The sequence below is a fragment of the Natronorubrum halobium genome (assembly GCF_051351675.1).
Classification (GTDB): Archaea; Halobacteriota; Halobacteria; order Halobacteriales; family Natrialbaceae; genus Natronorubrum.
The window spans coordinates 3,638,224-3,659,618 of sequence record NZ_CP195595.1 but is presented as its reverse complement, the minus strand read 5'-3'; the positions used below and the strand labels follow the sequence as shown (position 1 = coordinate 3,659,618).

20 protein-coding genes are annotated in these 21,395 nt (G+C 63.7%); 6 read left to right on the top strand and 14 right to left on the bottom strand.

Translation table 11 applies throughout. The features are described 5' to 3' along the window. Positions 1–17 precede the first annotated feature (17 nt). The 3 genes from ACSFC7_RS18160 to gcvPA form a co-directional block, all read right to left on the bottom strand. A complete protein-coding gene (locus ACSFC7_RS18160; RefSeq protein ID WP_436344224.1) occupies positions 18–1,223 on the bottom strand; it encodes a M24 family metallopeptidase in 1,206 nt (401 codons plus the stop codon). 86 nt (positions 1,224–1,309) lie between these two features. Then, entirely contained in the window at positions 1,310–2,830 is a 1,521-nt protein-coding gene (gene gcvPB, locus ACSFC7_RS18155) for an aminomethyl-transferring glycine dehydrogenase subunit GcvPB (protein ID WP_436344223.1), read from the bottom strand. Then, positions 2,827–4,164: an aminomethyl-transferring glycine dehydrogenase subunit GcvPA gene (gene gcvPA, locus ACSFC7_RS18150; protein ID WP_436344222.1), complete on the bottom strand. Its 1,338-nt coding sequence runs from the start codon at positions 4,162–4,164 to the stop codon at positions 2,827–2,829. The genes gcvPB and gcvPA overlap by 4 nt, the downstream gene beginning before the upstream one ends. Positions 4,165–4,424: 260 nt before the next feature. Here gcvPA and ACSFC7_RS18145 point away from each other — a divergent pair, with 260 nt between their 5' ends. Next, entirely contained in the window at positions 4,425–5,177 is a 753-nt protein-coding gene (locus ACSFC7_RS18145) for a DUF2270 domain-containing protein (protein WP_436344221.1), read from the top strand. Between the two features lie 34 nt (positions 5,178–5,211). Here the strand turns inward: ACSFC7_RS18145 and ACSFC7_RS18140 are convergent, their stop codons facing one another. The 5 genes from ACSFC7_RS18140 to ACSFC7_RS18120 form a co-directional block, all read right to left on the bottom strand. Next, complete coding sequence (locus ACSFC7_RS18140; protein ID WP_436344220.1) at positions 5,212–6,510, bottom strand: AI-2E family transporter; 1,299 nt, start codon at positions 6,508–6,510, stop codon at positions 5,212–5,214. Between the two features lie 62 nt (positions 6,511–6,572). Beyond that, entirely contained in the window at positions 6,573–9,038 is a 2,466-nt protein-coding gene (locus ACSFC7_RS18135) for a heavy metal translocating P-type ATPase (protein WP_436344219.1), read from the bottom strand. A gap of 27 nt (positions 9,039–9,065) precedes the next feature. Continuing rightward, a complete protein-coding gene (locus ACSFC7_RS18130) occupies positions 9,066–9,881 on the bottom strand; it encodes a sulfite exporter TauE/SafE family protein (protein WP_436344218.1) in 816 nt (271 codons plus the stop codon). Positions 9,882–10,557: 676 nt separating this feature from the next. After that, positions 10,558–11,895 carry a hydroxymethylglutaryl-CoA synthase gene (gene hmgB, locus ACSFC7_RS18125; RefSeq protein ID WP_436344217.1) on the bottom strand — a complete coding sequence of 446 codons (1,338 nt, stop codon included), beginning with the start codon at positions 11,893–11,895 and terminating at the stop codon, positions 10,558–10,560. 114 nt (positions 11,896–12,009) lie between these two features. Continuing rightward, positions 12,010–14,184 carry a hypothetical protein gene (locus tag ACSFC7_RS18120; RefSeq protein ID WP_436344216.1) on the bottom strand — a complete coding sequence of 725 codons (2,175 nt, stop codon included), beginning with the start codon at positions 14,182–14,184 and terminating at the stop codon, positions 12,010–12,012. A 196-nt stretch (positions 14,185–14,380) separates the two neighbouring features. Between ACSFC7_RS18120 and ACSFC7_RS18115 the strand changes: the two genes are divergently transcribed. Further along, a complete protein-coding gene (locus ACSFC7_RS18115) occupies positions 14,381–15,136 on the top strand; it encodes a hypothetical protein (protein ID WP_436344215.1) in 756 nt (251 codons plus the stop codon). A gap of 126 nt (positions 15,137–15,262) precedes the next feature. Here the strand turns inward: ACSFC7_RS18115 and ACSFC7_RS18110 are convergent, their stop codons facing one another. Next, positions 15,263–15,553, bottom strand: a complete 291-nt coding sequence (locus ACSFC7_RS18110; RefSeq protein ID WP_436344214.1) for a zinc ribbon domain-containing protein — start codon at positions 15,551–15,553, stop codon at positions 15,263–15,265. A 171-nt stretch (positions 15,554–15,724) separates the two neighbouring features. Here ACSFC7_RS18110 and ACSFC7_RS18105 point away from each other — a divergent pair, with 171 nt between their 5' ends. The 3 genes from ACSFC7_RS18105 to ACSFC7_RS18095 all read left to right on the top strand — a co-directional run bounded on the left by ACSFC7_RS18105 (position 15,725) and on the right by ACSFC7_RS18095 (position 17,357). Further along, positions 15,725–16,090, top strand: coding sequence for a hypothetical protein (locus tag ACSFC7_RS18105; protein ID WP_436344213.1), 366 nt, complete (start codon positions 15,725–15,727; stop codon positions 16,088–16,090). Between the two features lie 149 nt (positions 16,091–16,239). Continuing rightward, positions 16,240–16,908 carry a bacterio-opsin activator domain-containing protein gene (locus ACSFC7_RS18100; RefSeq protein WP_436344212.1) on the top strand — a complete coding sequence of 223 codons (669 nt, stop codon included), beginning with the start codon at positions 16,240–16,242 and terminating at the stop codon, positions 16,906–16,908. A gap of 89 nt (positions 16,909–16,997) precedes the next feature. Further along, complete coding sequence (locus tag ACSFC7_RS18095) at positions 16,998–17,357, top strand: DUF7344 domain-containing protein (protein WP_436344211.1); 360 nt, start codon at positions 16,998–17,000, stop codon at positions 17,355–17,357. 645 nt (positions 17,358–18,002) lie between these two features. Here ACSFC7_RS18095 and ACSFC7_RS18090 read toward each other — a convergent pair. The 4 genes from ACSFC7_RS18090 to ACSFC7_RS18075 form a co-directional block, all read right to left on the bottom strand. Next, the gene (locus ACSFC7_RS18090; protein ID WP_436344210.1) at positions 18,003–18,587 is read right to left on the bottom strand and encodes a DUF7110 family protein; all 585 of its coding nucleotides are present in this window, start codon (positions 18,585–18,587) and stop codon (positions 18,003–18,005) included. A gap of 122 nt (positions 18,588–18,709) precedes the next feature. Beyond that, a complete protein-coding gene (locus ACSFC7_RS18085; protein ID WP_436344209.1) occupies positions 18,710–19,054 on the bottom strand; it encodes a glutaredoxin family protein in 345 nt (114 codons plus the stop codon). 83 nt (positions 19,055–19,137) lie between these two features. After that, positions 19,138–19,377, bottom strand: a complete 240-nt coding sequence (locus ACSFC7_RS18080) for a hypothetical protein (protein WP_436348046.1) — start codon at positions 19,375–19,377, stop codon at positions 19,138–19,140. Between the two features lie 85 nt (positions 19,378–19,462). Beyond that, positions 19,463–19,927 carry a response regulator gene (locus ACSFC7_RS18075; protein WP_436344208.1) on the bottom strand — a complete coding sequence of 155 codons (465 nt, stop codon included), beginning with the start codon at positions 19,925–19,927 and terminating at the stop codon, positions 19,463–19,465. Positions 19,928–20,172: 245 nt separating this feature from the next. Between ACSFC7_RS18075 and ACSFC7_RS18070 the strand changes: the two genes are divergently transcribed. Next, positions 20,173–20,526 carry a DUF7344 domain-containing protein gene (locus ACSFC7_RS18070; RefSeq protein ID WP_436347984.1) on the top strand — a complete coding sequence of 118 codons (354 nt, stop codon included), beginning with the start codon at positions 20,173–20,175 and terminating at the stop codon, positions 20,524–20,526. A gap of 48 nt (positions 20,527–20,574) precedes the next feature. Here ACSFC7_RS18070 and ACSFC7_RS18065 read toward each other — a convergent pair whose 3' ends face one another. After that, a complete protein-coding gene (locus tag ACSFC7_RS18065; protein WP_436344207.1) occupies positions 20,575–21,372 on the bottom strand; it encodes a succinylglutamate desuccinylase in 798 nt (265 codons plus the stop codon). Positions 21,373–21,395: the final 23 nt, after the last annotated feature.

Sequence of the window (21,395 nt, the reverse complement as noted above, 5' to 3'; positions counted from 1 at the left end):
AAAACGGGCGGCGGTGACTACTCGAGCGAGATCACGTTCGACTCGAGGTCGCGCGGATAGTAGGTCAGCCACTCGATGCCGTCGTCGGTGACGGCGATCGTGTCCGAGTGGCGGTAGCCGTCCGTGTCGGTGTAGAGCCCCGGCTCGATCGTCCAGACGTGTCCGGGTCGCATCACCGCGTCCTCGGCGTCGTAGCTCGTGGACTCGCTCTCGCAATGGGTGCCCCAGCCGCGGTCGATGTACGGCGGTTCGTGGCCGTCGAGCCCGATGTTGTGCCCGACGTGGTGCTGGGCGAGGTCCGCGACCCCCTGCTCCTCGAAGTACTCCTGAACCGCTCGGTCGACGTTGGCGATCGGAACGCCCGGGCCGAGCGCCTCGATCGCGATCGTTTGTGCTTCGAGCATGAGTTCGAAGTAGTGGACCTGCTCGTCGCTCGGTTCGCCGAGGAACATCGTCCGCTCGAGCTCGGAGTAGTAGCCGTCGACGGTCGCCGTCGCACCCGTGATCAGGACGTCGCCGGCCCCGAGCCGGCGATTCGCGGTGTGACCGTGGGGGAGTCGCGTCTGTTCCCCCGTGATGTACCCCGCGTGAACCGGGCCGCCGCCGCGCGTCCGCGCCACGTAGCGATCGCCCAGCGTATCGAGCATCGCCCGCGAGGCGTCCGTCGACGCGCGCTGGCTTACCGTCACCGGGTTCGCGCCGAGTTCGGTGTACTCCGCAAGATACCGGTGACCCAGATTCGCCCACTTCGCGGACTCGCGGATCAGGTCGACCTCGGTGTCCGACTTCTCCCAGCGCAGCCGCGGGACCCACGACTGCGTGTCGACGTCGACGTGGTCGGTGAGCGGCGGCCCCTCGTAGCCCATCGTACCGGGTGCGCCCTCGGCGTCGGCCGCGACGCGCTCCGCGTCGAGACCCGAAAGCATCTCGACCGCCACCGCGATCGGTCGGCCGCCCGGGTAGTCGCGGTAGTGGTGTACCGCGTCGATCCGCGGGTTCGGCTCGACGCGCTCGACCTCGAGTCGGGGCACGGTGATCTCGATGCGATCACGGGTCACGGCCAGCACGACGGGGCGCTCCGTCTGGATGTGGTCGAAGCCGGTCAGGTACTCGATGCTCGTCGCGCCGAACCAGACGCCTGCGTCCGCGTCCGTTTCGGCGATTTCGTCGCGAATACGCTCGAGACGGGTGTCGTACGCCGAGTCGGGGAGTTCGGTGGCCATGGGCACACCTCCGTGCGGTAGCTAAAAAGGTTTCAGGAGACGGAGAACGGTGAGTTCGAACGGCGATCCGAGTCTCAGGTGCCGATCTACTCGTCCTCGAGCGCCTGCCACGAGAGCCGCGGCTCTCGAGCGGCGCTGGTCTGGTCGATCCGGCGAGCCGTGGTGCGGTCGGGGGCGGCCTCGAGCGTCTCGTCGTCCTCCGCCGCGACGGCGTTGAACGCGGCGGCGAGCCGATCGAGCGTGGCCTCGCTCTCGACCTCCGTGGGTTCGGTCATCAGCGCCTCGGAGACGATCTCGGGCCACTTGGTCGTCGGCGGGTGGACGCCGTAGTCGAGCATCCGCTTGGCGACGTCGGCGGCGTCCTGGTCGCCCGCGCTGGCGACGAACTCGTGGTGGAACGGCTCGTAGGGGACGTCGTACTCGATCCGGCTCGCGAGGTAGTTCGCGTTCAACACCGCCTTCGCGCTGGCGTCCGCGAGGCCCGCGTCGCCGAGCCGCGCGATGTAGGCGAACGCCTTGATCAACACGAGCCAGTTGCCCTGATAGCCGTGGACTTTGCCGATGGTGTGCTCGGGGTCGAACAGCTCGTACGTTGACTCGCCGCTCTTGCTTTCGTCCCCTCCGCGCACTCGAGGCGCGGGCAGGAACGGCGCCAGTTCGTCGACGACGCCGACGGGACCCGCACCGGGACCGCCGCCGCCGTGGGGAGTCGCGAACGTCTTGTGGACGTTGTAGTGCATCACGTCGAAGCCCATATCGCCGGGGCGAGCGCGTCCGAGCAGGGCGTTCAGGTTGGCTCCGTCGTAGTAGAGCAACCCGCCCACGTCGTGGACCATCTCGGCGATCCGCTCGATATCGCGCTCGAACAGTCCGAGCGTGTTCGGATTGGTGAGCATGAGCGCGGCCGTGTTCTCGCTCAGGGCGGCCTCGAGCGCCTCGAGATCGACCCGACCCTCGTCGTCGCTCGGCAGCGAAACGACGTCGTAGCCCCCCAGTGCGGCGGTCGCAAAGTTGGTTCCGTGGGCGCTCTCGGGCACGATGACCTCGTCGCGGTGGCCCTCGCCGTTGTGCTCGTGGTAGGCCGCGGCGACGCGGATGCCGACGAACTCGCCGGCCGCGCCGGCGGGCGGCTGCAGGGTCACCGCGTCCATCCCGCCGATTCGGCCGAGGTAGTCCTGGAGCCGGTAGAGCAACTCGAGGGTCCCCTGCAGGGACCGTTCCGACCGGTCGGGGTGGACGGCCGCTTTCGGCAGGGCCGCGACGTCCTCGGTGAACTTCGGATTGTACTTCATCGTACAGGAGCCCAGCGGGTAGGGACCGCTGTCGATCCCGTAGATCATCTGCGAAAGTCGCGTGTAGTGGCGGGCCAGTTCGGGTTCGGAGAGTTCGGGTAACTCGAGGGAGTCGCGGGTGAGGTCGTCCGGGAGCGGCGAGTCGCCGCCGTCGCCGTCGTCCGTCCCGCCACCTTCGGCACCGATTTCGACTCGCGTCAGATCCTTCTCGGAGAGCAGCGGTTCGTACTGGCCGTTCTCGACGTAGCGAGCCTGATCGTAGCGGACCTGCTCCGCTCGAGGGTCGGGAGCGGTATCGTCGGTTCGATCGCTCATCGCGTCACCTCCTCGAACGCCGCGACGAACGGATCGATCCGTTCGTCCGGAACGCCGGCGACGCAGATTTGGATCTCGTGTTCGCCGACCACGTGAACCGCGAAGCCGCGCCTCTCGAGGTCCTCGGCGATCACACCAGCGGGCTGGTCGACGTGGGCGACGAACTCGCGGAGGTGGTGTCGGTCGTGGACCGGCGCCTTGACGCCGACGAAGTCGTCGACTCGCGTCGCGAGGTCCCGGGCGCGAGTGACTCCGCGTTCGGCGAGGTCGACCATGCCGTTCGGCCCCAGATAGGCGGCGTGCATCGCCGTTCGGAGCGCGACCCACGCCTGATTCGTACAGATGTTACTCGTCGCGCGCTCTCGACGGATGTGCTGTTCGCGGGTCTGCAGCGTGAGGGTGTACGCCCGACGGTCGGTCGCGTCCTCGCTCGCGCCGACCAGTCGGCCGGGTACCTGTCGGAGGTACTCCTCCGTCGTCGCGAACAGGCCGAGTCCCATTCCGTAGCTCGTGGGCAGGCCGAGGACGCTCGCGTCGCCGACGACGACGTCGGCACCGACGTCCGCGGGCCGCTGCAGCACGGCGAGCGCGACCGGATCCGAGCCGAGGACGAACAGCGCGTCGTCGTCCGCGGCGAGGTCGCCGACCGACTCGAGTCCCTCCTCGATCGTTCCGCGGACCGTCGGGTTCTCCGCGTACACCATGACGCTCTCCTCGTCGATCGCCTCCTCGAGGGCTGCGAGGTCGACGTTCCCGTCGTCGGTGGGGTACTCCTCCACTTCGAGGTCGGTTCCGGCGACGTAGTTCTCGAGGGTCGAGCGCCGTCCCTCGAGCAGGAGGTCGGGAACGAGGACGCGGTGGCCGCTGGTGTCGCGAACGCGCTCGGCCAGCGTGGCGGCCTCGCCCAGCGCCGTCGCGGCGTCGTACATCGAGCAGTTGGCGACCTCGAGACCCGTTAGCTCGACCAGCAGCGACTGGTACTCGAAGAGGGCCTGCAGGAACCCCTGGGAGACCTCGGGCTGGTACTGCGTGTAGGAGGTGAGAAACTCCGAGCGGTCCGCGAGGTGGTCGACCAGCGACGGGACGTAGTAGCCGTAGTGGCCCCGGCCCAGCAGTTCCGTCAGATCGGTGTTGCGGCCCAGAATCGACCGGACCAGCCGTCTCGTCTCCCGCTCAGATCGCGCGTCGATACCGAACTCCCCGTCGAATTCGACGGGCGTCGGGATGTCGAAGAGGTCCGCCTCCGTTTCGGCGCCGACGGCCTCGAGCATCCGCGAGCGTTCCGCGTCCGTGTGGGGAGCGTACGGACTCCCCGTGGCGTGTGATCCGTGCATAGTTAGTAGCGGTCCCGATCGAACGCCGCGGTCCGTCTCCGACGTGGTCCGCGCGGTTCGATTCGAGACATGATACCAGCCAGTAGCGGTCACGGGGTAATGAACGCACCTCTTCGATTCTGGGACCCTGTCGACGAAAACGATGGATTACCTCGAGAGGTAACGAGGCTGTCGACGAACGGCTGAACGCTCGAGTCGCGGCGACGGCCCTGCAGACGCGCCCTCGTCACCTTTCCCCGCCGGCGGTGTCGGCCACCCGCATGGCCAGTTCAGGTACTCGAGACGACGACCGAACGCCGCCGTTCGACGACGAGTCCGAAGGCCGGGAGTCGCCGCTCGAGCGCGAAGATCAGGAGGTCGGCGCCGAGGCCGCCACCGATCCCGACTCCTTTCTCGGCGTCCTGCCGCACTTCTACCGCGGCGAGGTCAGTCAGGCGAACGGCGCACAGGACCGGATCGACCGCACGACCGACTGGGCGATCGCCCTGCTCGCCGCGTTGCTCTCGCTCGTCTTCTCGAGTCCTGAGATGCCCGCGTTCCTCCTCCTGATCGGGGTCTTCACGCTCTGTATCTTCCTGTTCTTCGAGGTTCGACGGTATCGGTTCTACGACCACTGGCGCGCTCGCGTCCGATTCGTCCAGGAGAACGTGTTCGCGAACGCGCTCGATCCGGTCGGCGTCGAGCATCCGAACTGGCGCGAAGAGTTGGGCGACGATCTGCGCAATCCGACGTTCAAGGTCTCGGTCGCGGAAGCGCTCTCACGACGGCTTCGCCGCGTCTACGGACTGTTGTTCGCCGTGACGGGAATCGCGTGGGCGTTCAAAGTCACCCTGTTCACGCCCGAACAACAGTGGACGGAAGCGGCCGAACTGCCCGGCATTCCGGGGATCGCGGTAGCAGCGGCGCTCGCCGTCTTCTTCGCCGGCGTATTCGTCTTCGCACTGTGGCCGGCCGAGCGCAGGGCGAAAGGCGAAATCTACGGACAGGAGCCCGGCGACTGGAAGAACGACTGACAAAAGACCGAGACGGTCGCTCGAGCCGGACGAATTATCGGTCGGAATCGGAACCGGCCGCGGAATCGCCATCTGTGCCGGACGTTCGGCCGCGTTCGCGGTCGACGTCGGCGTCCGTGCTCGGATCGGTCGCAGTATCGGTCTCGGCACTCGTTTCATCGCCGGTGTCGACCGGTGTCTCTCGAGCACCGTCGCTCTCGGCGTCCGGCCCCTCGTCCGCGTCCTCTCGAATACCGGTTTCGTGCTCGGTGTCGACGGCCGGGTCTTCGGTCGCGTCGCCGTCCTCGAGTTCCGCTTTCGACGCCGTCTCCCTGGCTCGCTCTCGAGCGAAGGCGTCGAGCGTGACCTTCGCGCCGCCGAGCACGACGGGACCGACGAACAGTCCGACCGCGCCGAAGACGACGATGCCGCCGAAGATACCGACGACGATGATGGCGGAGTTGAAGGCGCTCGTCCGACCGATGAGCGCCGGCCGCAGGTAGGTATCGGAGGCGCTGACGATCGAGCCGTAGACGACGAGCGCCGCCGCGCCGACGACATCGCCAGTGACGGTCAGGTAGATCGCGATGGGAACCCAGACGCCGAACGCCCCGACCAACGGGAGCAGCGCGAGGACGAACGTCGCGACCGTGAGCAAGACGACGGCCGGAACCCCGAGGACGACCAGCCCGATGCCCAGAGCGACCGCCTGAATCGCCGCGACGAGCACGTTTCCGACGACCGACGCCCACATGAGTTGATCCAGATCGGCGAGGAGCTCCCGCTGAATGTCGTCGTCGATCGGGAGAACGTAGCGGATCCACGCGACGAGTCGATCACCGTCCCGCAACAGCGCGAAGAGGACGAACACCGTGACGGTGAGCCCGATGAGCAACCCCGGCAACCCGCTCACGATCTCGATTCCGCTCGTCGCGATCCCCTGTACCGCCGTTCCGATCGGCTCCTGGTAGGTCCCGTACATCTCGCCGAGATCGATCGGATAGGCGGTCCCCTCGAATCGCTGTTCGATGTCGGCCATCCCGATCGATCCCTCCTGGACGGCCGTGAGCACCTGGAGGGCCTCTCTGAGTGCGATCGCGAGGACGTACATCATGGGGAGCAGTATCGCGAGGATCGCGACGACGACGAGCGTGAGCGCTGCAGTCATCGAGCCGACGGCGGGCTCGAGGCGGCGCTGGGCGGGCATAAGGATGTACGCGAGCACGATGCCGAGCAGGATGTACTGCAGATACGGCAGGAGAATTAGCATCGCGAGAGTAGCACTGACGAGCGCGAGCAGCGTCAATCCGGTCCGTTCGGAGAGCCACTCCGATCGGGTGGATCGATCGGGCATAGCCCACCATACGGCCACCTAACAGATTACTGCACTGGAAGATTCCCGCTCGGCGTACTCGGTCACGCCTCGTCGTCGAGCAGCGACCGGGAGGAGTTCGTGACGACCAGCAGGCTACTCACACCCATCGCGACCGCGGCGAACAGCGGGTTGAGCAGCCCCGTCACGGCGAGGGGGATCGCGATGCCGTTGTAACAGAACGCCCACCCGATGTTCCCCTTCACGCGCCGGTCGGTCGCTCGAGCGAGGTCGAAGACCGTGTCGACGGACGACAGGTCGTCGTCGACGAGGGCAACGTCCGCCGCGTCGGCCGCCATCGCGGTGCCGCCGCCGAGCGCGATGCCGAGGTCGGCGGCCGCGAGCGCGGGCGCGTCGTTGGTCCCGTCGCCGATCATGACGGTCTGGCCCCTCCGTTTGAGCCGTTCGACGGTCTCGGCTTTCCCCTCCGGCGGGACGCCCGCGAACACGCGGTCGACCGCGTCGTGTTCGCGAAAGCGGGTCGCTGCACGCGCGTCGTCGCCGGTGAGGACGACGACCTCGGTCCCGGTTTCGGAGATCGCCGTCAGCGTCTCCGCCCAGCCCTCCCGCAGGTCGTCGCCGACGATGATTACGCCCTCCGCGATACCGTCTCGGCCGACGGCGACCGGAACGCGGCCGGTTTCGCGGCTCTCGGCGATCCGTCGGTCGATCGCGTCCGGAACCGTCCAGCCGCGGTCACGGAACAGGTTCGGGTGGCCGACGACGATCTCGTCGCCGTCGACGACGCCGAAGATGCCGTTTCTGTGGCTCTCGAAGAACTCGACGCGTTCGGCGGCGTCGTCGTCGCTATCGGCCGCACCGGTTTCGGAGTCGGTCGCCGCGACCGCATCTCCCTCGACGGCACCGCCGTCGGCGACTGGCCGTTCGGCGGCGATTGCCTCACCGATCGGGTGGGCCGACTGGTGCTCGAGCGTCGCCGCCCGCTCGAGCAGGTCCTCGTCGCAGTCGGCGTCGACGACCGTCATGTCGCCGGTGGTCAGCGTCCCGGTCTTGTCGAAGACGACGGTGTCGGCGTCGCACAGCCGTTCGAAGACGCTGTCGTCGAAGACGACGATCGATCGATCGAGGGCGTCGCGGATCCCCGCGGCGACGGCCAGCGGCGTCGCCAGCCCGAGCGCGCAGGGACAGGAGACGATCAGGACGGTGAGTCCGACGAGGAGGGCGGTGGTGATACCGAACCATAGGAGGAGGTAGACGACCGTGACGACCGTCGCAAGGACGAGCACGAGCGGGACGAAGATCGTCGCCAGCTTGTCCGCAAGCTTCTGGATGCCGTGGGTCCCGCTCTGGAGGTCCCAGACGAGTTCACCGATGCGATCGACGGTGCTCGTGGCGTCCTCGCCGACGCGGATCGTAAGTGAGCCGTCCGAGACCGTCGAGCCGCCGACAACGTCGTCGCCGCCAATCTTGGTGACAGGAAGCGACTCGCCGGTGACGACCGCCTCGTCGACCGCGGCCTCGCCGTCGACGACCGTCCCGTCGATCGGGATCCGCTCGCCCGCGCGGACGACCACGCGGTCGTCCGGCTCGAGGTCGTCGACGGCGACCTCTTCCGTCTCGCCGGTCTCGAGGAGGCGTTTGGCTTCGTCGACCTGGACGGCCGTCAGGTCCGAGAGCCGCTCGGTCGCCTTCCGCTTGATCTCGGACTCGTAGTAGCCGCCGACGGAGACGATGACGACGATCGCGACCGTAACGTCGTAGTAGATGTGAGGGCCGCCGACGGCGATCGAAAGCGTGCTGTAGAGGTAGGCGCTGACGGCCGCGATCGCGACGAGCAGGTCCATGTTCGGCGAGCGCGTCTTCACGGCGACGTAGGCCCCCTGCAGAATCGGCTTTCCAGTCACGGCGAGCACGATAGTGGTGAGCGCACCGATGACGACGTAAAACGGCGTCGCGAGGTCGCTCGCCAGCGCCTGCGTGAAGAACTCCGTCGTCCGCTCGTCGTAGAACAGCCCGCCGAAGTAGGTGGGGTAGATGATGAGCAGGTACTGCATCATCACCGTCATTCCCATGAGCACGCCGACCGCGATCCGTCCCGTCGCCCAGTTGTCGGCTCGGCGACGGCTGATCGAGTCCTCGCGGTCGTAGGCGCTGTAGCCGAGGCGGCTGATCTCGGCTTTCAGGTCCTCGACGGACGCGACCGCGGGATCGTGGTCGATCCGCACCGTGTCGGTGACGTAACTGGAACTGACCGAACTCACGCCGTCGGTCTCGCCGGCGACCGACTCGATGAACGCCTCGCAGGTCGCACAGTACATCCCGTCGACCTCGAGGAACGTCGTCTCGTGACCGTCGGGAACGACTCGGGTCTCGTCCTCGTCGGATTCGTCCCGCGCGTCGCGGACGTCGTCGGCTTCCACCGCCTCGATGTCGCCGAGCGCGTCGTATACCTCGCGACAGCCGGCACAGCAGAACGCCTCGCCGTCGGCGGTGACGCCGCTCTCCTCGACGGGCAGTTCACACAGCGTGCAGGCGCGTTGGTTCGACATGGATGGTCGTGAGTTCCGTGAGTGTCGTCAGTGGGCTTCGTGGCCGCCGGGGGCGCCGAGTCCGTCGTAAAACGGCAGTTCGAGGTGAGGAACGTGGATTCCCAGGCTCATCAGCCCGTGGGCGAAGAGCACGTAGCCCAGCGCGACGAACGCGACCCCGAGCAGTCGGTGGACCCGTCGTCGGTGGGCCACGTCGACCGAGTCGATGATCGTCCCGTAGGCGAAGACGGCCGGCACCGTCCCGATCCCGAGCGCGGCGAGCGCGAGCGCGCCGCTGACCGGCGACCCGGTCGCGAACGCGTAGAGAAAGGCCGGGTAGAGGATCGGACAGGGGAGCAGCCCGTGCACCGCGCCGAGACCGACGATACCGGGGCCGTTCGCGAGCCGGTCGACGCGTCCCGCGAGCCAGCCGGTGAGTTGCTCGAGTCCGGGGAGCGAGATTCCACCGGTCGTCCGCCCCAGCGCGTAGTAGACGCCCGTCGCGATGACGAACGCGCCGACGAGGAGCCCGATCCCGCCGCGGATCAGCTCGACGACCGGCGTGAGTTCGGCCGTCGTGACGAACAACAGCCCGCCGAGCGCGCCGAAGAAGGCACCCAGGAGGGTGTAGCTCGCCGTCCGCCCGAGGTTGAACAGCGCGTGCTGGCGGACCTCGTAGGTCGAGAGGTGGCCCGCGCGTCCGGCGCTCGAGGCGGTCGTCCCGCCGTCGGTCGCGGCGCCATCCATCCGGCTCGCGTAGACCGTCACGAGCGGGCCGCACATTCCGACACAGTGGGCGCCGGCGAGTACGCCGATGAGAAGGAACAGCAGGACGTCGACGCCGAGGAACGTGAACGGGTCCATATCTTTACTCTCGAGGTGATCGTTGGTCGACCTAGTCAGCCAACGGTGTAGTGCGTTTCGCTCGAGGAACGGGTTTCGAGGATCGTACCTCGAGGCGCGTCGATCAGTATAGGCTGAGGCGTTATCAGTCGGTTTGTCTTGGTATCATCTTCTGATAAATGATGGTATACAGATAGAAACGGGCAACACAACCTCGAAAGCCCCCGACGCGGTCGAGTCGGGAGGCTCGCTGCGGTCCTCGCCTCCCACTGGTCGGCTGCGGTCCTTGCGTCGCCTGCCATCCTCGACCGCGCCGGCCCCTTTCAGTCCACCCATAGCCTCGTCCTCCCCAGCCGACTCGCTCGCTGTGCTCACTCGTCCCTCGCACGGCATCGCCGGCGCACCCTCGCAAGTGCTCGGGCGCACCGTCAGCGCGCGCCACGTGGCCGAGAGTGCGGCTCGAGCGCTGCGAGAGCCGCGCGAACCGGGGAAGGGCAGGGTTATGGCCGATCCTGGCGGACTGAAAGGGCGAAGCGGGCTCGCGCTGAAAGAGCGTCGCTGCGGTGGCTCTATCCGAACGCAGTGAGGATATCCACCGCAGCGGCCGCGAGCCTGCTGCGGGCTTTCGAAACGATATCTGAGACGATAGGACAGAGAAGACAGCAGCTAGTCGATTGAAAGAGTACCGCTCACTACGCTACTCGACGTACCGGTACTTCCGCTCGCCCATTCGCCCCCAGCCGTCGAAGACGAACTCCGACTCGGGAGCCGTGAACTCCTCGACGTCGACGTCCATGTCGTGGTTGTGGACGTCGTGGATCTCTTCGTAATCGTCCCAACTCATGTCGTAGCGGTTCTCGAGCTGTTCGTCGACGTTCAGGGCCTCGATTTCGTCCTCCCAGCCCTCCTGAATCGTCTCCGCGTGACCCTCCGCCTGGGCACCGGAGCCGTAGGAGCCGACGAGGAGTTTACTCCCCGCGAGATCGAGGCCGTTCTCGAGGCCGTGTTTCAGCGCGCTCACGCGGGCGACGTGGACCGAGCCGGTGTACCAGTTGCCGACCTCGCGGGAGAGGGTGAGGGTCGGATCGATCGTCGTCTCGTACCACTCCTGATAGGTGTCGGTGTCCTTGAGGGCGTCCATATACTCCCGCAGCGCGTCGTGGAACGCCTCGTCGTCGTCGAACGCTTCGGCGCGGGGCTGGCGACCGATCTCGTCGGCCAGTTCGTCCTCGATACTGGTGTCGCGGATCATGTGCCGGTAGACCAGCATCCCCGCCTTGCGGACCATCCCCGGGAACGGGGTGTGGAACGGGATGTAGGCGAACTGGTCCGGATGGGTTTCGCCGGCGACGCTCTCGTAGTCCTCCAGTGCCTCGCGCATGCGGGCGAGGTACACCTGCACGGAGCGTTTGCCGTCGACGGACGGGAACTGCTGGTTTGGTTTGAGGAAGTCCGTCTCGTCGGCCGAACCGTAGCCCTGCTCGGTCGAGAGTTCGACGAGGTCGGGGTCCTCGCTGATGAGCATCGCGACGGCACCCGCGCCCTGGGTCGCCTCACCGGCGTCACCGCGGGCGTACAGCGCCGTGTCGGTGGCGATGACCAGCGCCGAGCGACCGCGGTTTCGGCCGGCCTGGATCCAGTTGAACGCGTCGTCGAGGCTTTGAGTCCCGGCGATACAGGCGAACTTCCGCTCGCCCTTGTTCGCGTGGTGGAAGTCCTCGCCGTAGACCTGCTCGAGACAGCCAGCGACGTACGTCGAAACCGGCTTCGAGTTGTCGAAGGCGCTCTCGGTCGCGACGTCGATGCGACCGATATCGTCGGGCTCGAGGCCCTTGCGTTCCATCAGCCGGTGGGCGGCGTTGGCACCCATGGTGACGATGTCTTCGTAGCTGTCGGGGAACGAACTGGCGTTGAGACCGAGTCCCTTCGTGTACTTCTCGGGGTCCTCGCCCTTCTCGGGCGCAAAGGTCCCGGGTAAGTCGAGTTTGAGATTCCCGGTCCAGATTTCGATGGCGTCGATACCGACTGCAGTCATGCATCGAGAATGCGGGCCGAGATACATGATATTGTCGTTCGATATTTCGTCAGCTGTCGATCATCGAAGCGAGTGAAACATTTCGGACATCGCTGACGACCGACGGGGACCGTCTCACGGATCGTCGTCGGTCCACCGATCTACCACCGCCCCGTCCGAGTCGAAGAGCAGGAGGGTGATCTCGTACGCATCTCCGCCGGTACCGCCACCGGGGTCGTGGTCGAACGTACCGTCCGCATCCGATTGCTCGAGTACGTCCGTCGCCCACGCGTTATCGAGGTTTCGGAACTCCGCCCAGACGGAGCCGACCGCTGCCGACTCCGCAGTGTCGTACTCGACCGTGTACTGGGACTGCCCCGGATTTCCGCCGTCGGTAACGGACGGGGAGTCGAACTGTGGACTCGTCGCCAGATCGAGCTCGTCGTTTCCGCTCGGGTTCGTGCCGTCGGCGGTATCGTCGTACGTCCGGCTATCGACCAGCACACCGTCGGTATCGTAGACGCGGAGTTCGATCTCGAACTCGTCGTCGATTCGGTTCCCCGAGAACTCGAGCCGTCCGCGGGGACTCGAGTCGGTTTCGGTGGTGATCGCACCGCTGTTGCGGTTTCTGAAACTGGCCTCGACTCGATCGAACTCGTCCCGGTTGTCGACGTCGTACGAAACGAAGTATCGGGCGGAGTCGTCGTTCGGCTGACTCCAGTCGTCGACCCGGCTTCCGTCCAACTGCGGTGACGACGGTGAGGACGGATCGTCGCCCGTATCGGGGGTGCTGCCGTCCGCCGTGTCGGTGACCGTTCTCTCGTCGAGCACGTCGCCGTTCGTATCGAACGCGGTGATCGTAATCGAGTACGTATCGCCCGCCGAACCGCCCTGACTGTACGCAACTGTGCCTCGAGAGTCGGATCGCTCTTCGTCGGTCGCCGAGTCGTCGACCTCGTTTGTGAACTCGACTTTGACGTACTCGAACGACGGATCGGTCACCTCGTACGACACCGAGTAGTGGACGACGTCGTTCGTCGTCTCGTCCGTAACCGACCACCTGAGTCCGTCCGTCCCTGATTCCGAATCGTGGGTCGGCGGATTCACGCGCACGGCGCGTCGGTCGCTGCTCCCGCCGCTCGAAACGTACACGTCGATCGTGGAGCCGTCGCTCGAAACCGCACTCGAGTCGAACTCGAGCGTCGTCCGGTTCCGGCCGGACGCGTTCGTCGTTCCCGAGTTATCGAACGCGTCGATGACTCCGTCGTCGTCGCTTACTGCGTACGAGACGCTCGCACCCTCGACAGCGCTTCCTTCGTTTGCCGCGTTCATCGTGAGGCTGAGCGGATCGTCAGCGTCGACTTCGGTGGGGGTGGTGTCTTCCCAGACGGTCTCGTATACCCCTGTGGTACCGCCGACGTTCGACTCCGTTCGACGAACGGCAAACTCGTCGCTCGATTCCCCAGCGCCATCGATCCCGACGCGAGCGACTCGCAGACCGTACTCGTCGTTCGCCAGTTCGATCGTGAGCGTGCCGCTTCCCTCGATGCGGTCGTATCCAGCCACTCTCGCGCCGTCTTCGCCGTCGTCGAACGTCGTCCCGACCGTCTCGTTCCACACCCCCGGCGAGTCGGTCGGAATTGTCATCGTGATGGTCTCGTTCCCGTCGGGTTCGATCGGAACCTCGTCGGACGGGCCGCTGAGCGCGGTCGGATCGAGGGAGACGGTTCCGCTGGCCGATCTCGAGAATTCGCCCTCGAGCAGGACGAGCGTGATCGATCGATCCGAGAGCAGCGGCTGATCGGTCAGCGAGACCTGTGCGTCGTCGAAGTCGTTGAACGCGAACCCGTGTTCGATCCGCGTCGTCGGCGCGGTCCGGTACTCGTGGTACGACGGCGCGTACGCGAGCGTCGTCGTCTCGTGATCGCCGAGCAAGTCGTCCGGGGTTCCGTCGTACTCGGCATCGTTACCCGCGATCGTCGCGTTCTCGATGCGGATGGTTTTCGTTCCCGTCGTCTCGAGAGTCCCCGTCGGTGCCGGCGGATTGGTTGCGACCGTTCGGGTCGGGTATTGGGTGCCGAGCGTGACGGACGTCGACTGGGTCCCGCCCTCGGTACCCACGTTCTGGATCGCGTTGCGAAGGTCCTGCAACTCGGTGTGAACGCGCTCGTTGTGGTCGAACTCGACTCCTCGATTCTGCTCCGGAACGGCGTTGACCTGATAGAGCGCGAGCGCGGAGAAGACGATCGCGAGCAGCAGTATCGCCCCGATCTGGACGGTGACTGCTCGGTCGGCTTCCCGACGTACCATAGCCGTGGATAGTCTCGGCAGCGTAAACGTGTACTGGCCGAGCGCGGCTCGGCTCGACCGTCCTCTGCGAACCGCTGCCGGAGAGGATTACCGTGTAACAGCAGTTCCGAAGACGATCGTCGAGCGGGATCTACGGAGCCATCGCCGGAGAAAGGGGTGGCTTACTATGTATCGCGTTGGGGTACCAGCGACCCGAATGAGACCCGTGGAAGACCGATTCGAGAGCCACCTCGTCGAGGGGGAATCCGTACGAACGCTCGACTCCGGGCGGCTCTTGGAGGACGCCATCGGTAGCCGGACGGTGATCGGACTGACCGACCGGCGGCTATTGTGCGTCTCGACGTCGAACGAGTTCGTGGACGTCAGATACGATTACATCTGTTCGATCCGAAGCCGGGAGCGCTCGAAAGTGACGTATCGGTCACCGGACGGCCCGAACCGACTGACCCACCTCGTGGCCGGACTGGTCGCACTGGTCGTCCTCGCTGTCGGCGTCGTCGAGACCACGACGGCGAGTGCGTTCCAAGGCGTCGTCACGGGTGGACTCGCCGCCGTAACGATCGCCGTCGCGGTCGGGATCGACCGCGTTCGTAACCGACCCGGCGTCGCACGGGCCCACGAACCGGTCCTCGTCGGGGCCGGTGTGCTCGCGTTGGTGATACTCGTCGTCCTCGGTCTCGTTGCGACGAGTACGTTCGCACCGCTGTTCGCCCTCGTGACACTCGGCGGGCTGGCTCTCGTCGGCTACGCGTTCCGTTACCGGACCGACCTCGGAAACGTGGGGTTCGACAGGCGTCGCGAGACGCACCTCAGTATCAACACGGTCGACGGTGAGACGATTCGGTTCGTCGTCGACGTCGACTCGGAACTCGATCGCGAGCTCAGCGTCTCCGTCCACCAGCGCGACCCCGACGGGGTCGAACTGTCGATGGTTCGTTCGCCCTCGGACTGACGCTACGCAGTCCGGCGTGGGACGTCGCTCGAGAAACGACCACGGGGTCGGGAGTAACACCAGCCTACATCGGGTAAGTCTCCGATAGCACGCCCGTGCCGCATTCGAGGTCGATCCCATCGTCAGTCACGACAACCGGTCAAAACAGCCGTGACAGTACGTCGCGTGCGATGGGTTCGTCGCTCCACACGCCGAACACGGGACGCTCGAGGACGCTTCACCGTCGACCGTCGCGACAGACGCCAGCACGTCGTCGGAGCCGCGTCCCTGTTCGTACAGCCACCGATCGATGACGGCATCGTCCCGCAACCGCTCCAATCCGCGCATCAGCCCCAGAAAAAGAAGCGTCGGTGCGATCATGACGAACACCGCCACGGCGATACGACCGATGGTCGTCAGGGTTCCGGGATCGTCCATGTGGACCGGTACCACTCGAGACGTACAAAACGGCTTCTATCGGGTCGAGACGGCCACTGATTGGAGAATTGGACGTTCGTTTCGAAGGGAGTGTACGAACCAGCGAGACGACGCGCTACTCGTGGCTCGAGAAAATGAGCGAGAATGACTATGTCTATGGTATCTAATTTGATGGTTGCAGAACTCGAGGCCAGTAAGGATGTTATCGAACAGGAACTCAAACACGAGAAGGACAATTCGGACTTTGATGGAGATGCAAATCTCCTCGAGCTACTGAAACGAGGAGATTGCTACAGGAAGCTCGGCTGGGATGCTCCGCGAGAAGTGGTCGTTGAGGGATCTGCGGCCCTAATGGATCTGCCTAACGAAGTCGAGGAATGCGGATTCCTGTTCGACTTTTATGTAGCAAAACTGCTACCGTGGCCGCTGGATGAAGCATATCTGGCACAGACCATTGCGGAGTTCGCATATTCCCATGCGATACCGATCGGGGTGGGGATTGCCTCAGGTTCGAGTCGCTGGTGGGCCGCCTATTGATAAAAATCGACTCTGTTGAAATTTTCAGTAGATGATAGGTTGAGCACCCTCACGGTAAGTACAGGTGATGGACTGAACACTCTATGTGGATAGCACAGGTACGCGATATTTCGATTGTGACTTATTGTGCTTGACCACTAACCAGCGGTATGAGCATTATTGCCGAGTTTTCCGTCAAATCCGATGATTTCGCACTGAACCACGCACTCACAGCGGCTCCGCAGATGATTGTCGAGATCGAGCAGGTTGTGGCGACGGTAGAAGATCGGATTATGCCGTATTTCTGGGTGAGTGGTGGTGATCACACGGAGTTTGAAGATGCGTTTCACGACGATGCATCCGTGACAAACACCACTGTTATCGACGAAGTAGAGGGAGCGAGATTGTATCGTGCCGAGTGGACGGAAAACGTTGAGACTATCATCTATGCATATGTCAAACTCGGGGCGACACTCTTGCAAGCAATCGGCAAAGCGGAAGATTGGGAATTACGAATGCGATTCGATAATCGGGACTCACTCTCGGAATTTCAAGAATACTGTGATAAAACCGACATCTCATTTGAACTCAATCGATCCCAAGAGCAGGAGCAGCCGATGGCGAGCGCCCAGTACGATCTCACACCAACGCAACGGGAGACACTGGTAACTGCGCTTGAAGCAGGCTACTATGAGGTCCCACGGGCAGTGACAATGAAGGAATTGGCGGAACAAATGGGGGTTGCCCAGCAGACACTCTCAAACCGATTTCGCGCTGCATACAACAATCTCATTACGAGTACGTTGACGATCAGCCATCCAGATGAGGAGGAAGACTAATTTGTCAACTACAGAATGTCTCGATTCTACTGCCAAAGTAGTACTATACAGCCCTTCACCTCTTCCGCAAGGGGACTTTTTATCCCTTTATGGTTGGGACCGCTACCGAGTTCAATACACTTCTCGAACTGTGTCAGGACCGACATCGTCGTATCGTTCTTGCCGTACTTGCAACTGAACAGCGGTCGCTAACAGTGAACGATCTCACGAAGGCAATCGTCAAACATAATCATCACACACCGCTGACAGAGATTTCCAAAGAAGAATCAAAGCAGATTCGGCTGTCACTGTACCACATCCATATCCCGAAGTTAGAAGACCTATCGCTTGTTACATACGATCAGGAACGCCAACTGGTTGAACCTACCTCCCAGTTCGATCAGTTGCAACCCCAGTTGTCAGCCATCATTGACGCTGTCCCTGATCTTGACCCACCAGTTGCGCTGTGAGATCGTTCACAGTCATCTTTGAATGACGTGGTACTTCTGTTCTGTTCAGTCCTGTGTAGAGCATAGACGACGGTCAATATGCATCTGTAGTGTGCGTGTGTTTCATACCAAAACAGGTCTAAAGAATGGTTCAACAAAGCCAACGGACCCCCATGTTTCGTCAAACCTGAGCCATCTCTAAAATCGGTGAGCCAGAGCTTCCGTAAGCGTATAATCCTCGCGTATTTTAAAAAGCGTCTTACTCCTGAGTTCCTTCAGGCTCGAGAGGTGTAGGCGGAATCTTCTCAGGGGGCGTAGTCACTTCCGTCCTATCGCTTGAACCTGGACCTTCCATGTCTCGCCTGGACTTCCCTGCACCTCAGCATTGCATCTGTTTCCACCGACACATTGCATCCCCATCACCGAATTGTCTCGAGCTTTGAGGGGGGAGGGACATATCAATTATTTTAATGGGCATCATCCGTACTCACAGTATTGTTATTGTCCTTCGAGCGCAGGCATTTTGGAAAGGGATACACGCCTGTCTTCCCCTAGGCCTCCAACACCCTACTCCCCGGGATTCTGGGCGTACAAGTGTCTCGAGTGAGGGAGTCACAACTATTCGCTCAGAGGACAGCCGAGACGATCTGTATCTCGTCTTTACGCTCAGTCGCTGATGAACTTGTTATCCCGCCAGTTGACACCGCTCTGTCCCGAGGCGTTCTCGCCGGGCCCTTCGACGACTTCGATGTCGGCCGGCCGAGGCTCGCCCTCGACGATCCGGGTCGCCTCGAGGTCGCCGTCGCGCTCCGAAATCGCGGTCAGCGTCCCCTTCTCGGCGGCTTCGGCGATCCCACAGAGAACGAGGAACATCTGGTACTGTAACAGCGAGTTCTGCAGGACGGTTTCGCGGTCGCCTTTGAACGCCGCGAACTCGACGAGTTCGGATTCGATCTCCTCTTCCTCCTCTTCGTCCCAGCTGAAGGACTTCTGTCGGCGTTCGTCCGGATCTTCCTCGTAGACCCGGTTTTCGGTGACGCTGGCCTTCAGTTGGGCGGTCGGCGTGTACTTGCTGACCGACTCGTCCTCGGCGACGGCCTTGAGGATGAGCGTGTTGTTTCGCCGCGTTATCTCTACGTCGGTGACGCCATCCGGATACGTGGCCTCATCGATGTGTTCGCGGAGGTCTTCGAGGGGCAGTTCGAGGGTCGAGTGCAGCCGATATACGTGTCTGGATTCCTCTGTTGACATAGTGGGATGGTCTGCGGCGATAGTCGCTGAGTTCCTAGTACGAGTGCGTGACTTATATGACCTGCTATTGAATACGTGGCCGATTCGCCCGGATAAATTTAATGCCGAACTCCGCGTTCGGATTACGCCGCCTCGAGCGTTTCGGCCAGTTCGTCGCGTTCTTCGAGCTCCTCGAGGACGTCCGAGCCGCCGACGAACTCTCCGTCGACGTACGTCTGCGGGATCGTCTCCCACCCGCTGTGGCGGTTGAGCGCGGTGCGGTACTCGTCGAGCGAGTCGAGGACGTCGACGACCTCGACCTCGTCGCGATACTGGGAAATGAGGCCGAGTGCCTTGCGGGAGTAGCCACACTGGGGCATCAGTTCGGTCCCCTTCATGAAGAGAACGACCTCGTTTTCGTCGATGAGTTCGTCGACCTGTTCGTCGACTTCGTCCTGATCGAGACCCTGGTTCGGTGGGAAGTCCATGGTCGTCGTATGTCGGCGAAGGGGGATAGACCTTGCGTCATTACCGTTGTGATCGACCCCGTGGCGACGGAAACCGACGTGGGTCAGGACGGATCGAGCCTGACGATTCGATCGACGTCCTCGAGCGGGAACTCGCCGCCTGCACGCCCACGCCGGTTCGACGTAAGCAGGTACAACGAGCCGTCGGGGCCGGGTTCGAGGTGTCGGAGACGGATTCCGTGAGACAGCCGGCCAGCGTGGCGGTCGACCGGCCGGCCGCTGCGAGCCCGCGTCGCCGCACTGGGATCTCGGCGCATCCCGCGAGCGGTTGAAACGGCTGACACTCTGGTGTCTCGAAGCAGCTTGCATCCCGGCGTCGCTCGAAGCAGCTTGCATCCCGGCGTCGCTCGAAGCGGCTCGCGTCCCGACTTAGCTTCCCTCCTCGCCGGTCGGCAGTTTGGCAACCGAGAGCCAGAAATCGGTGTACACCTCGATGGTGTCCATAAATTCACCCGGTTCGACCGCCTTGTGGAGACAGGCGTTCGCGTGTTTCTCGTAGGATCGACGGACGTCGCCGTCGTCTTTCGAGCCGGTCAGGACGGTGACGGGAATGTGCTTGAGATCGGGGTCAGCTTTCACTTCCGTCAGCACGTTCTCGCCGCTCGTCCGTGGAATGTTCCAGTCCAGTAATACCAGATCCGGCCTCGGCGCGGTCCCGTGATCGCCGCGTCGGTAGAGGAAATCCAGTGCCTCGTCTCCGTCCGAGACGATGTGAAGTCGATTCGCGTTCGGACAGTCGCGAAGCGCTTCCTCGACGAGCCGTGCATCCCCCGGATTGTCCTCGATCAACAGCAGATCTGCGGGCCGCCTCGGATGCGAGGACGAATCGCTCATACCCCGGTTATTCGATCCGACGACGGATGAAGGCACTGCCTGAACACAGTGACTGTCTCCGATAGCGTACGTATCCACGGCGAAAAATGTCCGTACAGTGAATAGTACCGAATCGTGCTCGAGAGCGCGCTCACGTGGGTACGGTCGGGCCTTTCGACACGTTTCGTTCGCCACCGATCGCTGTGAGCCAAGGTGTGTAGGTGTCGCATCTATGTCCGTGAGGGCTGTGGGATACCGTAGTGGAGATGGATCAACGGGATGCGTTTCGAGTACTCGCAAGTGCGGACCGTCAACTCATTCTTCACGAGTTAGTCGATCACGACGGATCGATATCCGTCGACGCGCTCTCGGAACAGGTCGCCGCACGGCGACACCGCATTTCGACCGAGTCGGTGAGCGACGCGCAAGTCGACCGAGCACAGGTCCGACTGATCCATCTGCATTTCCCCCAGTTGCTGGAGCGAAACATCATCTCCGTCGACTGGACCGACGACGAGGTGTCGCTGGCCGATACCGAGCACGTCGACGTGTTGCTCGAGGCCGCCGAGGAACTCGACCCGTGGCCACCGAACGACATGCCGGGCAAGTACTCCCAGTAGCCTCGAAAATCGGACGGCGATTCGAACCGGTACGGCAATCGGGACCGCTCAATCCGCGGCCGGCGACGGTGACAGCACGTCGATCTTCTCTGCGGCGTAGCCGAAGACGTTGCGATAGCCGTTCGGCGACATGAGAACCGGGTAGAACGGCTCCTGTGCGACCTGCGTGTCGCCGTCGGCGGCAGCAAAGGGGTCTCCGGGTTCGACTTCGGCGAAGTTCTCGACGAAGACCTCGTAGGTATCGGCTCGTTCCTTGCGAATAACGTCGGTGAGCCGGTAGACCGGGAGATCGCGGGACACCGTATCGCCGGGCAACACGCCGACGGCCGTCAGGAACGCTCGCGTGAGACGATCGGCGTTCTGGGCGGCCGTCTCGGAGCCCTGGAGTCCGCACTCGACTTCGATCGTCTCGATCTCGGAGAAGAGCCGTCCCTCCGCGAAGTTACTCGTCTCGACCATCGCGGCGACCGGGAGCTGTGGGACCAGTTCCGTCGCCGTCTCGCTGAGTTCGTTGACGATCGCGAACGGCTCCGCGTGGCTCTGCGTCGAGTGCATCGAGAACGTTAAACAGCCCTCGAGTTCCTCGATGAGTTCGTGTGCGAGCCGGCCTTCGTGAGTCTCTGCGTCTGGGTCGCCCGGGAACGCGCGGTTCAGATCTTCGTCGACGAACCGCACTTGCCGCTCGAGGGCGGCCTCGTTGACGACGACGAGCTTGACCGGCCGTTCGACGGGCGGACGTTCGTCGAGCAGCCGCGTGACGGCGCGGACGCCGCAGGGCTCGTCCCCGTGGACGCCCGCGACAACGGCGATCTCCGGCGTTCCCGACCCGAGCTGTGCAACTCTCATTGTCGAATGGACGGGCTCGGTGG